The sequence below is a fragment of the Bradyrhizobium sp. Ken51 genome, from assembly GCF_055807435.1.
Genome location: NZ_JBVVPB010000015.1, coordinates 109,404 through 122,390 on the forward strand (window position 1 = coordinate 109,404; position 12,987 = coordinate 122,390).

16 protein-coding genes are annotated in these 12,987 nt (G+C 64.8%); 5 read left to right on the forward strand and 11 right to left on the reverse strand.

The annotated features are described in order from the left end of the window. Positions 1-3 precede the first annotated feature (3 nt). Positions 4-255 carry a hypothetical protein gene (locus AC0L27_RS24400; RefSeq protein WP_354204743.1) on the forward strand — a complete coding sequence of 84 codons (252 nt, stop codon included), beginning with the start codon at positions 4-6 and terminating at the stop codon, positions 253-255. Here the strand turns inward: AC0L27_RS24400 and AC0L27_RS24405 are convergent, their stop codons facing one another. After that, entirely contained in the window at positions 256-1,029 is a 774-nt protein-coding gene (locus AC0L27_RS24405; RefSeq protein WP_354204741.1) for a GGDEF domain-containing protein, read from the reverse strand. It abuts the gene before it with no gap. Between the two features lie 141 nt (positions 1,030-1,170). On the opposite strand from AC0L27_RS24405, the gene purE reads away from it, so the two are divergent. Next, complete coding sequence (purE, locus tag AC0L27_RS24410) at positions 1,171-1,659, forward strand: 5-(carboxyamino)imidazole ribonucleotide mutase (RefSeq protein ID WP_354204739.1); 489 nt, start codon at positions 1,171-1,173, stop codon at positions 1,657-1,659. After that, a complete protein-coding gene (locus AC0L27_RS24415; protein WP_473320565.1) occupies positions 1,656-2,762 on the forward strand; it encodes a 5-(carboxyamino)imidazole ribonucleotide synthase in 1,107 nt (368 codons plus the stop codon). Before purE ends, AC0L27_RS24415 begins: the two co-directional genes overlap by 4 nt. Before the next feature lie 36 nt (positions 2,763-2,798). Here the strand turns inward: AC0L27_RS24415 and aqpZ are convergent, their stop codons facing one another. After that, on the reverse strand, positions 2,799-3,521 hold the full coding sequence (aqpZ, locus tag AC0L27_RS24420) for an aquaporin Z (RefSeq protein ID WP_354059752.1): 723 nt from the start codon (positions 3,519-3,521) through the stop codon (positions 2,799-2,801). A gap of 260 nt (positions 3,522-3,781) precedes the next feature. Here aqpZ and rpsU point away from each other — a divergent pair, with 260 nt between their 5' ends. Both rpsU and AC0L27_RS24430 read left to right on the forward strand, forming a co-directional pair. Further along, a complete protein-coding gene (rpsU, locus tag AC0L27_RS24425; RefSeq protein ID WP_007596265.1) occupies positions 3,782-4,090 on the forward strand; it encodes a 30S ribosomal protein S21 in 309 nt (102 codons plus the stop codon). A 125-nt stretch (positions 4,091-4,215) separates the two neighbouring features. After that, positions 4,216-4,866 carry a tetratricopeptide repeat protein gene (locus AC0L27_RS24430; RefSeq protein WP_354204734.1) on the forward strand — a complete coding sequence of 217 codons (651 nt, stop codon included), beginning with the start codon at positions 4,216-4,218 and terminating at the stop codon, positions 4,864-4,866. Positions 4,867-4,893: 27 nt separating this feature from the next. On the opposite strand, the gene AC0L27_RS24435 is transcribed toward AC0L27_RS24430, so the two are convergent. From AC0L27_RS24435 to AC0L27_RS24475, 9 genes are all read right to left on the reverse strand, one after another. Then, positions 4,894-5,841, reverse strand: a complete 948-nt coding sequence (locus AC0L27_RS24435) for a prolipoprotein diacylglyceryl transferase (protein ID WP_354204732.1) — start codon at positions 5,839-5,841, stop codon at positions 4,894-4,896. Between the two features lie 92 nt (positions 5,842-5,933). Then, positions 5,934-6,218: a cupin domain-containing protein gene (locus tag AC0L27_RS24440; protein WP_354204730.1), complete on the reverse strand. Its 285-nt coding sequence runs from the start codon at positions 6,216-6,218 to the stop codon at positions 5,934-5,936. Between the two features lie 35 nt (positions 6,219-6,253). Continuing rightward, entirely contained in the window at positions 6,254-7,351 is a 1,098-nt protein-coding gene (locus tag AC0L27_RS24445; protein WP_275169582.1) for a calcium:cation antiporter, read from the reverse strand. 50 nt (positions 7,352-7,401) lie between these two features. Further along, positions 7,402-8,883 (reverse strand): sodium:proton antiporter, encoded by a 1,482-nt coding sequence (locus AC0L27_RS24450; RefSeq protein WP_354204728.1) that lies wholly within the window; start codon positions 8,881-8,883, stop codon positions 7,402-7,404. Further along, on the reverse strand, positions 8,837-9,634 hold the full coding sequence (locus AC0L27_RS24455) for an alpha/beta hydrolase (protein ID WP_354204726.1): 798 nt from the start codon (positions 9,632-9,634) through the stop codon (positions 8,837-8,839). Before AC0L27_RS24455 ends, AC0L27_RS24450 begins: the two co-directional genes overlap by 47 nt. Before the next feature lie 164 nt (positions 9,635-9,798). Then, complete coding sequence (locus AC0L27_RS24460; protein WP_085349147.1) at positions 9,799-11,196, reverse strand: NAD(P)(+) transhydrogenase (Re/Si-specific) subunit beta; 1,398 nt, start codon at positions 11,194-11,196, stop codon at positions 9,799-9,801. Between the two features lie 42 nt (positions 11,197-11,238). After that, positions 11,239-11,556 (reverse strand): proton-translocating transhydrogenase family protein, encoded by a 318-nt coding sequence (locus AC0L27_RS24465; protein ID WP_007596278.1) that lies wholly within the window; start codon positions 11,554-11,556, stop codon positions 11,239-11,241. Between the two features lie 11 nt (positions 11,557-11,567). Continuing rightward, the gene (locus AC0L27_RS24470) at positions 11,568-12,695 is read right to left on the reverse strand and encodes a Re/Si-specific NAD(P)(+) transhydrogenase subunit alpha (protein ID WP_354204723.1); all 1,128 of its coding nucleotides are present in this window, start codon (positions 12,693-12,695) and stop codon (positions 11,568-11,570) included. Between the two features lie 137 nt (positions 12,696-12,832). Continuing rightward, on the reverse strand, positions 12,833-12,985 hold the full coding sequence (locus AC0L27_RS24475; protein WP_007596280.1) for an aa3-type cytochrome c oxidase subunit IV: 153 nt from the start codon (positions 12,983-12,985) through the stop codon (positions 12,833-12,835). Between the last annotated feature and the right edge of the window lie 2 nt (positions 12,986-12,987).

Below are 12,987 nucleotides of genomic sequence, written 5' to 3' on the forward strand. Positions count from 1 at the left end.
ACCATGTCCGATGTCACCTACTACGTTGCATTACCCTTCCTCACCGACGAGGACGGATCGCCGGTCGCAGGTGCGGCCGAGGAATGCCAGAGCGTGGCGGCCGCGTTACGGCGCGCCGAGATTATGTCGCACGGCGCCGGCCACACCGGCGCGGTCGCGTTCAGCCGCAGCGGCGATCCCATGACCGGCGAATTCGGTGACGCCAAACTGCTCCGCAGCTTCGGCAACGTACCGAAAGACCTCGGCACGCTGTAATTAGCTGCTGACGAGCCTGATGCGCGGCTCGTGTCGCCGATGGGCCTTGCGCACATACATGGCAGCATCGGCCTCCTCCAGGGCGCGCGCGGCGTCGGACTGCACTCCGAGCAGGGCGACCCCGGCGGAGGCGCCCGCGCTCACGTGCTGGCCGCGAAAGACAAAGGACAATTCGTCGATGGCCTGCTCGAAGGCCGCGGCCTTCGCCTTGGCGTCGGTCTCGCTGAGGTTCCAGAGCAGCAGCGCGAACTCGTCGCCGCCGAGCCGGCCGACCACATCCGAGGCGCGGATCTGCCGCGTCAGCGTGGTGGCAATCGCCTTCAGCACCTCGTCGCCGGCCGCATGGCCGAAGGAATCGTTGATCGGCTTCAGCCGATCGACGTCGAGCACGATAAGGGCGCCGCTGGCGCTGTAGCGCTTCATGTAGGCGACGGCGCGTGCGAGCTCGCGTTCGAAGCCGCGCCGGTTCGGAATTTCGAGCAGGAAGTCGGTGTCGGCGGCCGCCTCCAGCTCCGCGACCCGCCGCAGCGCCCCCTTGAGCTTGCTCCGGAGGTCACGGATGGTCGCGTTGATGGCCGGCTTGATGGTCGCCTTGGCGCCGTCATCGGCAGACGCTTCGCGCCGCGGCGGCCTGCTCGGACGCCGCGCTGGACTCTTGGCGGGACTCTTGGCCGGACTCTTGCCCTGACGCTTGAGAGCAACTTTGGAGCGACCGGCGCCGATTTTCGGGCCCTTTTTGGCCTTCGCAGCGCTCGCCCTTTTCGGTTTCTTCATGGGCATCCTGCTCAATGAAGGCTTGCGGGGATTCACCAAGACAGGATAGTGCATTCCCTTCTCCTTGCCACCGCCTTGCGAGCCACCGGCCGGAACCGCTAATCTGGCCTATCTTCCTGTTTTTCGAGCACAATTGACGTCATGACCGCGCCAATCGCCATCATCATGGGAAGCCAGTCGGACTGGGACACGATGCGGCATACCGCCGACACGCTTGCAGCGCTCGGCGTTGTCACCGACACCCGCATCGTTTCGGCACACCGCACCCCCGACCGGCTGTTTGCGTTCGCCAAGGGCGCCAAGACGGCTGGTTACAAGGTCATCATCGCCGGCGCGGGTGGCGCAGCCCATCTGCCCGGCATGGCGGCGGCGCTCACGGAACTGCCCGTGTTCGGCGTTCCCATCGAATCCCGGACGCTCAAGGGCATCGATTCGCTCTATTCGATTGTCCAGATGCCCGCAGGCATCCCGGTTGGCACCCTCGCCATCGGCAAGGCCGGCGCCATCAATGCGGCGCTGCTGGCGGCAGCCGTGCTGGCCTTGTCCGACCCGGCCTTGTCCGACCGCCTCGCCGCCTGGCGCAAGGCGCAGACCGAGGCCGTTGCCGAGCGCCCGGAGGACAAGGCGTGACTGACGCAAAGCAGTTGAAGCTGAAACCCGGCGACACCATTGGCATCCTCGGCGGCGGACAATTAGGGCGGATGCTGGCGATGGCGGCGGCCCGGCTCGGCCTGCGCTGCCAATTGTTCTCGCCCGATCCGGACTCACCGGCCTTCGACGTCGTCCTGAATGCGACCTGCGCCGAATATGCCGATGTCGAAGCGCTCGAGCTGTTCGCCAACGACGTGGACGTCATCACCTACGAATTCGAGAACGTGCCGTCCGCGGCCGCGATGGTGCTGGATGCTCGCCGCCCGGTGCTGCCCAACCGCAAGATCCTCGAGACCACCCAGGACCGGCTCGCCGAGAAGGATTTCGTGACGCGGCTGGGCATCGGCACCGCAGCCTATGCCGACGTCACCTCGGTCCCGTCGTTGCGCGAGGCGATCGCCAGGATCGGCCTTCCGGCGGTGCTGAAGACCCGCCGCTTCGGCTATGACGGCAAGGGCCAAGCCATCATCCGCGAGGGCGACGACATTGCGAAAGTGTGGACCAGTCTCGCCACCAAATCGGCGATCCTGGAAGCCTTCGTGCCCTACGAACGTGAGATTTCCGTCATCGCCGCCCGCTCGGCCACAGGCCAGGTCGAGTGTTTTGACGTCACCGAAAACGAGCACCGAGATCACATCCTGAAGATCTCCCGTGCGCCCGCCCGGATCCAGGACGAGCTCGCCGAGGAAGCGCGGAGCATTGCCGGCAAGATCGCGGGCGCGCTCGATTATGTCGGCGTGCTTGCCGTCGAGATGTTCGTGCTCGCCAACGGCACCGGACCCAAGGTGCTGGTCAATGAGATCGCTCCGCGCGTGCACAATTCCGGACACTGGACGCTCGACGGTGCGTCCGTCTCGCAGTTCGAGCAGCACATCCGCGCCATTGCCGGCTGGCCTCTCGGCAAGCCCGTGCGCCACGGCGAAGTCGTCACCATGACCAATCTGATCGGCGACGAGATCAACGACTATGACAAGTGGCTGAGCGTGCCGGGCGCGACCGTGCACATCTACGGCAAGGGCGCGCCGCGTCCCGGCCGCAAGATGGGCCACGTCACTGAAGTGCGACCCACGACTGGCAAGTAACGGGACCGCGGCACATGCCGCGATCCCGCTTTGCAGCTACGCCGTCTTCGCGCCCGCGACGACGCCAGAGGGTTCGTCGCTGAGCCAGCGATAGATCACCCCGCCCAGCGCGCCGCCGATCAGAGGCGCGACCCAGAACAGCCAGAGCTGCGACAGCGCCCAGCCGCCGACGAACAGCGCGGGACCCGTGCTGCGCGCCGGGTTCACCGAGGTGTTGGTGACGGGGATGCTGACGAGATGGATCATCACCAGCGCGAGCCCGATCGCCAGCGGTGCAAAGCCCGCCGGCGCGCGGCCGTGAGTGGCGCCCATGATGATGAACAGGAACATCATGGTCATCACCACCTCGGTGAGGAAGCATACCATCATGCTGTACTGGCCGGGAGAATGGGCGTCGTAGCCGTTGGACGCGAAGCCCTTGCTGACGTCGAAGCCGGGAGCTCCGCTTGCGATGACGTAGAGCAGCCACGCGGCCACGATCGCGCCGGCCACCTGTGCGATCACATAAGGTAGAATCTGCCCGGCCGGAAAGCGCCCGCCGGCGGCGAGACCGACGGTGACGGCCGGATTGAGATGGCAGCCTGAGATGTGGCCGATCGCATAGGCCATGGTGACCACGCTCAGCCCGAATGCCAGGGAGACACCGACCAGACCGATGCCAACCTGCGGAAAGCCGGCTGCGATCACCGCACTTCCGCAACCTGCGAATGTGAGCCAAAAGGTGCCGATAGCTTCGGCTGCGTATTTCTTCATATCCATGTGTCGTCCCCTGCTTTCAAAGATTCCGGAACAAAGCTCCGAAAACGGCCCCACCCTTGGCGTCAAATCTCCCAAATCAGGGCCGCACAGAGGTATTTCGCCTCATTTAATGGCTGAACTTGGCCCGAAAACCCGCTTGGCCGGTGGACATCCCAGGTTTTGTCTGATACATCCGCGCCCTCAAGGTTAAGGGCTTGTGCGTTTCGCCATCCCCTTTGACTTACCAGAATTCAAATCCGATCCACTGAAGAGGATGCCGCGTGCAGGTTCTCGTTCGCGATAACAATGTCGATCAAGCTCTCAAGGCGCTGAAGAAGAAGATGCAGCGCGAGGGTATTTTCCGCGAGATGAAGCTCCGCGGTCACTACGAAAAGCCCTCCGAGAAGAAGGCCCGCGAAAAGGCCGAAGCCGTGCGTCGCGCACGCAAGCTGGCCCGCAAGAAGCTGCAGCGCGAAGGCCTGCTGCCGATGAAGCCGAAGCCGGTTTTCGGCGCTGGCCCCGGCGGTGATCGTGGCGGTCGCGGCGGCCCGGGTGCCGGTGCAAGTGCCGGTCCGCGCGGACCGCGCTGATTTACCGGACTTGAGACACATCAGTTTTCGATGACGCGGGCCCCTGGCCCGCGTTATTGTTTTGTGAGCGGTGCCTTCCTGGGATGGGGCACTACCGATGCGGCACTGGCGCGAGCGAACCGTAGATGGCCTCCCCTTTCCCCAAGCGCGGCTTGGCGCGGTTACGCCAGATCCTGCTGCAGCCGTTTGCGCTGGCTTTGATGGGAATCTCGCTGTGCGGCTGCTCCTTCGACCTGGGGTCGCTGACGCCGGAGAAGGACAAGCCGCAGGAGGCACCCAAGGCGGCTACGACCGCCGAGAACGTGGTCAGCGCCAGCAATGTCAGCGAAGCCCAGGCCCATACGGCAAAGGCCCAGGCCCTGGCAAAGTCCGGCGACGCAGCTGCTGCGCTCGATGAATTCAATCACGCGGTCGGACTCGATCCCTACAATGCGCAGGCGCTCTATGGCCGCGCCCTGATCTATCAGGGCAAGAACCAGCACGACTTCGCCATCGCCGATTTCAGCGCCGCAAGCGGACTCAACCCGCAGAAGGTCGAGCCGCTGCTCGGCCGCGCCATCAGCTATCTCGCCCTCAGCAAGGTCAAGGAGGCCGCGGCGGATCTGGATGAGGCTTCCGAGGCCGATCCCCACAATGCCCAGGTCTGGACCATACGCGGGCAAGCCTATGAACGGCTGGGCGACAGGACCAAGGCGGCGGCGTCCTACACCAAGGCGGTCTCGCTTCGTCCACGCGACGACGCCGCCCGCAGCGGCCTTGCCCGCGTCGGCGGCTGACGATCCTGGCGCAGCGCAGGCGCCGTCTTAATCCGGGGTGACGCTCTTCGGCAGAACGGAGTGGAACATGGACTTGACGCCCGACAGCATGTCTTCGGCGACATTGGTCTTCGGCCGCGGCATGGACCCGCCGGCATCGGCGCGTAGATCGAGCGGGGGCGCAATCATCGGGACCGGAATATCAGCCGGAGGCGTCAGCCGACTCGGGTTCTCGTTGCCGACCGAGGCCGTGTAGGGCGGGCTCGCCTGCGACGAGCCGCCATTACCATAGGCCTCGGCTGCGGGCGTCGAGACCGTGATCGGCGGCGGCAACGGACGCACCGTTGACGGATCCAGAGGGATGATACGCGGGGCCTCCGGAGTGCGGGCGGCTTCGCGCACCGCAGGCTCCTGAGTCTTCTCGGGCGGCTTGGCCTCCGAAGACTTGGTCTCAACCGACTTGGCTTCAATCGACTTGGCCTCAACCGCTTTGCCCTCAGGCGACTTACGCAGGCGCTCGATCGCGGCGCGCACGAGATCATTGGCGTCGGGGGTGGCGGCCGGCGCGGCAGCAGCCGGCGCCGAATTAGCCTCCACCACCGGGGTGGCGGGAGCGGGTGCACTGACGGCCGGGGTGGACTTGGCGACTGCCTTGTCGCGCGCGGACGGCTTGCCGCGCGGGGTGGCCTCGGCCGGCGCCACGTCCGCCGTAGAAGTCTTCGACTCCGCGGTGGGCTGATCGGCAGCCTTCTCGGCCGCCGGCTTGTCCGCCACCTTCTTCTCGGAAATGCCCTTGGCCTTGACGCCTGGCGCGGGCAGGTTTGCCAGATCGGCGGGCTTGCCGTTCTTGCCAGCCTCGGCGGGCGCCATCACGGCCGCGGGTGCATCCGCCGCCGGCTTGGCGTTGATGTAATGATTAACGATGTATGCCCCGATGATCGTTGCGAGCACCGAGGGGAAGATGTCCATCGAGATTTTAGCGATGTATTTCAGCATTCCGGCCACTCCCCGCGCGATCTGATGCGGGAACTTTGAGGCATAGTGAGGGATCAACTGCGACGGATCAATGGCAAAGGGGTACGCCGGAATTACGGCTTCAGCTCGACCTCAAGGAACACGATCTCGGTTGCGGTTTCGTTAAGCACGTCGTGCTTGACGCCGGCCTTGCGAAAATAGGATTTTCCGGCCGCGAGCTGTGCCTTGGACCGCTCGCCACTGGGTGCCACGATGGTCATTTCCCCTGCGACCACGGGAACAATGACGTAGTCCATGCCGTGGGTGTGATGCCCGGTGGCGCTGTTTGGCGCGAGCCGCCACTCGGTCACCCGAACCTGCTCATTGTCGACCTGAACTTCGGACTTGGCGGCAAGCATCGGAACTCTCCTGGGGGCACGTCCGGAAAACCGGTTCAGGGCACGAAAACCATGAACACGTAGACGGCAAATACCACCATATGGACCAGCCCGAACAGGACATTGGTCCTGCCCGTACCGAAGGTCAGCATGCTCAAAAAGAAGGTCAGGAGCAAAAGCACGCTGCCCTGGTCGCTGAGGCCGAGCGTGAGCTCCTTGTCGAGCGCATAGGTTGCGACACCGACGGCCGGGATGGTCAGCCCGATGGTGGCGAGCGACGAGCCGAGCGCGAGATTGATGCTCTTCTGGAGGTCGTTCTTGCGGGCGGCCGACACGGCCGCGACGCCTTCCGGCAGCAGGATCAGGAGCGCGACCAGAAGTCCGGCAAAGGCAGGCGGCGCACCGATCCTGGCCCCAACGGCATCGACGACCAGCGAGAATTTCTTGGACAGCAGCACGACCGCCAGCAGCGCAATCAGCAGCAGCACGACGCTGAGCACCATGGTCCGGCCCGACCGATGCCCCTCGCCGCTGCCGCCATCCGCCCGCTCGTGAACGAAGTAATCCTTGTGCAGCACGGTCTGGGTGTAGAGAAACACCCCATACAGCGCGAGCGTGACCACGTCGACGAAGCCGAGTTGAACCGCCGAATAAACCGGGCCCGGCGTGGTCGTCGTGTAGTTCGGCATGATCAGAGTGATGGTCGCGAGCGCGAACAGCACGCTGAGATAGACGTTGGCGCCGGAGAGCTGAAAGCCCTGCTCGCGATACCGCAGGCCGCCGATGAAGATGCAGAGCCCGACGAGGCCATTGCAGACGATCATGACAACGGCGAACACGGTGTCGCGCGCAAGTTCCGGGGCAGGCTTGTCGCCCAGCATGATCGTGGTGATCAGCGCCACCTCGATGATGGTCACCGCGAGCGTCAGCACCAGCGTGCCGTAGGGTTCGCCGACCCGCTCGGCGATCATTTCGGCATGATGGACCGCGGCAAACACCGTGCCGAACAGGATGACGAGGAGCAGGAGGGCGAAGACGAGCCCGCCGAACGACAGCGTGAACACATAGTCCGTCGCGCTGACGGCCACGAACAGCAGCACGGCCAGCGCCGGAAAGATCCAGGCCGACCGAGGCATCGGATTATGCGCGCTCATCCATCGGCTCCAATCGTCTCAGCCGAGCAGTAGCAAATCGGGCGGCAGATTCAATGCCAGCGCAGGATCGGCGCGAACGGTAGTAGCGTCAGCAGCAAGAATAGCGGGATCAGCACCGCGCTGGCACGCACGAAATAACCGAAGAAGCTCGGCATCTCGATGCCGTTCTCGCTCGCAATGCTGCTCACCATGAAGTTCGGCGCATTGCCGATATAGGTGAGCGCGCCCATGTAGACTGCTCCCATGGAGATGGAGGCGAGCGTGCCCGAAAGCTCGTGCATCAGCACCTGCGGGTCGCCGCCGGCGAGCTCGAAGAACAACAGATAGGTCGGCGCATTGTCGAGGAACGCCGACATCAGGCCGGTGAACCAGAAATAGGCAACCTCGCGCGGCGCGCCGTCCGGCCCGGTCACAGCCGACAACAGCCAGGCGAACGCGCCGTGATGGCCGGCATCGAGCATGGCAATGACCGGGATGATCGCGATAAAAATGCCGGCGAACAGCTTTGCGACTTCGCGGATCGGCTCCCAGGTGAAGCCGTTGGCCTGCCTGTGCTCGTCCGGCGTCAACCACACCGACAGGGCCGCTATCGCCAGCAGCGCCGCGTTGCGGGCAATGTCTTCCAGCTCCAGCCTGGTTCCGAGAATGTCGAAGGCGATGCCGGACTTCCACATCGCCGAGGCCAGCAGGCTCGCGACGATGGCTGCGATCAGCACCAGGTTGACGAGGCCGCGGATGCGGACCGGCTTCGCGGCGCCGGCGGCGCCGAGCAAGGGTTCGCTACGGAAGCGCCAGACGTCGATGACGACGAAGATCGCGAGCAGCAGTCCGGCAACGATCGCCGTCTGCAGCCAGATGGTCCGCGTGGTCCAGAAGAAGTCGACGCCATGCAGGAAACCGACGAACAGCGGGGGATCGCCGAGCGGGCTCAGCGCGCCGCCGACATTGGCGACCAGGATGATGAAGAAGATGACGACATGGGCGTTGTAGCGCCGCGGCCGGTTGGCGCGGATCAGAGGGCGGATCAGGATCATGGCCGCCCCGGTGGTGCCGACGACGCTCGCCATCGCCGTACCGAGCGCGAGGATGCCGGCGTTGGCCGCCGGGGTCGCCTTGATGTCGCCCGTCACGAGAATGCCCCCCGCCACGACATAGAGCGAGAACAGCAGCACGATGAAGCCGAGATATTCGGCGAGCATGGCGTGAACGAGCGCAGCCAGCGTCGCCATGCTCCCGGCAAGCATGACAAGCGAAGCGAGTGCCAGCAGCGACCAGGCCGCGGCGATCTTGCCGTAATGATGGTGCCAGATTTTTGCAAACAGCAGCGGCCCGAGCGCGATCGACAGCAGGAGGCCGGCAAAGGGCAGCGCATAGGGCCAGCCCATCGCCGCGCCGTCGAGCCCGGTCGCAGCCCATGCGTGCTGTGGCAACAACACGACGAGGATCGCGGCGATGAACCCGCTCTCGCGCCGAACGACAAGCCGTCTAGAAAGCAATGAAGCGCCTCGCCGTTTCGATCGCACCGAACGCATCGAGATTGTCGTGTCCCCCGCCTGCAAAGCGAACGAACTGCTTCGGTTCGTGCGCGAGCGCGAACAGACGCTCTCCGAACACGATCGAAATGGCAAGGTCATTGGTGCCATGCATCACCAATAGCGGCACAGTGACGCGCGGGATACGCTCGTCGGAATGAAATGGATCGCGCATCAGCAGGCGCACCGGAACGTACCAGAACGATGAAGCTGCAATGTCGGCCGTCGATGTGTAGGGAGCTTCCAGGATGAGTTTTCCAATACGATGCTCCGAGGCGATTGCGACCGCCACGCCGGTCCCGAGCGAAAAGCCCCAGGCGGCGATTCGTTCCGCCGCGTAGCGCACAGTGGTGAAGGCGTAGGCGGCCGCGGCATCGCGCAGCAGGCCCGTCTCGCTCGGCGCCCCGCTCGAGCCGGCATAGCCGCGATAGGACAGCGCGACGAGGCCGGTGCCGTCCGCCGTCATGGCCTTGAAACGGCTGATGCGACCGGCGAGATAATCGCCATTGCCGGGAAAATACAGGATCACGGGCCGGCCAAGCCTCGCCGGCACGTGCCAGACGATGACCTTCTCGCCATCGGAGGTGGTCAGGACGTGCTCTTCGGCCTCAGGGAGGCCCGCGGCGTCCGGCGTGGTGCGACCGACGGGCGGGATCGGAAACAGCATCTCGCGCTGCCTGACATACAGCACGAGGAGACCGGCGAAATAGACGGTCACGAGCAGGATGGCGATCCACTTGACGATGGTCATGATGACGCGGCCCGGCCCCCGTTCAGGGCTTGCGACAGCTCCGCAGCAATTTCATGACATCGCCCGAGGGCGCGCCGGAAAGGCGCGGCGGCCGCACGCCGCCTGCTGAGCGGCGCTCCATGCGACGCGTGCTCGCGCGTCGCATTCGCCCACATGCCTCCGCGCTACATCGCCTTGACGATGTTCTCGGTGACCTTCTTGGCGTCGCCGAGCAGCATCATGGTGTTGTCGCGATAGAACAGCGGATTGTCGATGCCGGCATAGCCCGAAGCGAGCGAGCGCTTGATGAACATCACGGTGCCGGCCTTCCAGACCTGGAGCACCGGCATGCCGTAGATCGGCGAGGTCTTGTCCTCTTCGGCCGCCGGATTGGTGACGTCGTTGGCGCCGATCACGAAGGCGATGTCGGCCTGCGCGAATTCGGAGTTGATGTCCTCGAGCTCGAACACCTCGTCATAGGGCACGTTGGCTTCGGCCAGCAGCACGTTCATGTGGCCGGGCATGCGGCCGGCGACCGGGTGAATGGCGTATTTCACCTCGACGCCTTCCTTCTTCAGGATGTCGCCCATTTCGCGCAGCGCATGCTGAGCCTGCGCCACCGCCATGCCGTAGCCGGGCACGATGATGACTTTCTGCGCGTTCTTCATGATGAAGGCCGCATCGTCGGCCGAGCCGAGCTTGGCCGGCTTCTGCTCGCCGCCGCCACCGCCCGCCGCCGCGGTCTCGCCACCGAAGCCGCCGAGGATGACGGAGATGAAGGAGCGGTTCATCGCGTGGCACATGATGTAGGACAAGATCGCGCCGCTCGATCCCACCAGCGCCCCGGTGATGATCAGCGCGGAATTGCCGAGAGTGAAGCCGATGCCGGCCGCGGCCCAGCCCGAGTAAGAGTTCAGCATCGAAATCACGACCGGCATGTCGGCGCCGCCGATCGGGATGATCATGAGCACGCCGAGCGCCAGCGCGATGATGACGATCAGCCAGAAGTCGAGCGCGCTGCCCGTCATGACCAGCCCGACGATGAAGACGACGAGGGCGATCGCAAGCGCGATGTTGATGATGTGACGGAACGGCAGGATGATCGGGGCACCGCTCATGCGCGCGGACAGCTTCAGGAACGCGATCACCGAACCGGTGAAGGTCAGCGCGCCGATGGCGACGCCGAGCGACATCTCGACCAGGCTCTGCGGATGGATGTTGCCGGGGCTGCCGATGTCGAAGGCTTCCGGCGCGTAGAACGCACCGGCAGCGACCAGCACCGCGGCCATACCGACCAGCGAATGGAAGGCGGCGACCAGTTCCGGCATCGAGGTCATCGGCACGCGACGGGCGATCACCGCGCCGACGCTGCCGCCGATCGCGATACCAAGGATCACGAGGATCCAGGCGAGGCCGTCCGCCGGCGGATGGCTGGCGAGCGTGGTGGCGACCGCGATCGCCATACCGATCATGCCAAAGAAATTGCCCTGCCGCGATGAGGCGGGGCTGGACAGCCCGCGCAGTGACAGGATGAACAGCACACCTGCCACGAGATACAGAACTGCAGCCAGATTGGCGTTCATCTCAGGTCCCCTTTGTCTTCGTCACCCCGAGGTGCACGCCGCTCATTTCACTTTCTTCTTGTACATCGCCAGCATGCGCTGGGTGACAAGGAAGCCGCCGAAGATATTCACGCAGGCGAAAATGAGCGCGATGAAGCCGAAGCCGCGCGCCCAGCCCGAACCGCTCGAGATCATGCCGACGCCGACCGCCAGCAGCGCGCCGACCACGATCACCGAGGAGATCGCATTGGTCACGCTCATCAGCGGCGTATGCAGCGCAGGGGTCACCGACCACACCACGAAATAGCCGACGAAGACGGCGAGAACGAAGATCGACAGCCGGAAGACGAAGGGGTCGACGACTTGTGCAATATGCTCCATGACGGCTCTCCTTACGCTTTCGGCTGGAAATTCGGGTGGATGACGGCGCCGTCCCGGGTCAGCGCAGTCGCCTTGACGAGTTCGTCGTCCCAGTTCACGGCCAGCGCCTTGCTGGTCTTGTCGACCATCGTTTCGATGAAGTTAAACAAATTGCGCGCGTAGAGGCTGGAGGCCGACGCCGCGACGCGGCCGGCGACGTTGGTGTAGCCGACGATCTTGATGCCATCGACCTCGGCGACCTGGCCCGCCTTGACGCCTTCGACATTGCCGCCGCGCTCGACGGCGAGATCGACCAGCACCGACCCCGGCTTCATCGACTTGACCATGTCGGCCGTGACGAGCTTCGGCGCAGGCCGTCCCGGAATCAGCGCGGTGGTGATCACGATGTCCTGCTTCTTGATGTGCTCGGCGGTGAGCGCGGCCTGCTTGGCCTGGTACTCCTTGGACATTTCCTTGGCGTAGCCGCCGGCGGTCTGGGCGTTCTTGAATTCCTCGTCCTCGACGGCGAGGAATTTCGCACCGAGCGATTCGACCTGCTCCTTGGTGGCGGGCCGGACGTCGGTCGCGGTGACGACGGCGCCGAGACGGCGCGCGGTCGCGATCGCCTGGAGGCCGGCGACGCCGACGCCCATCACGAACACTTTTGCGGCGGGCACGGTGCCGGCCGCGGTCATCATCATCGGGAAGGCGCGTCCGAAGGCCTCGGCGCCCTCGATCACGGCGCGGTAGCCGGCAAGGTTGGCCTGCGAGGACAGCACGTCCATCACCTGCGCGCGCGTGATGCGCGGCATCAATTCCATCGCGAAGGCGGAGACGCCGGCATCGGCTATCGTCTTCAGCGCGGCCTCGTTGCCGTAGGGGTCCATGATGGCGATGACGAGCGCGCCGCGCTTGTACTGCGCCAACTCCGAGGCTTCAGGGCGCTTCACCTTGATGATGATGTCGGCGTCCTTCAGCGCGTCGGCGCTGACGGTGGCGCCCACGGCGGTGAATTCGGAGTCCGGCAGGCCCGACTTGAGGCCGGCGCCCGGCTCAATGGCGATCTCGGCGCCCAGCGCCTTGAACTTCTTCACCGTATCCGGCGAAGCGGCGACCCGCGGCTCCGACGGATCGATTTCCTTGGCAACGGCGATCTTCATAGGCCCTCCGGCGACGCGGGAAGAAGCGCGCACGCGAACTTAGCGTTACTCCCGCAACGTTGGATACCGGTTTTCAATCCGGCTTGATTGCAAATTTTATGGGCACCGACGACGCTGGCGGTGCTGCAGGGGATGGATCAGGTCAGGAAGATCGCCATCAGGATCACGATAAGCGCGACCGAGACCGTGCCGTACTTCACCAGCTTGATGAAGCCCTCGTAGGTCTGCTCGTGGGCAACGTAGTCGTTGCCGTCGGCGGTGCTGTACGCCACTTCGCTATGGTCGGCCATGA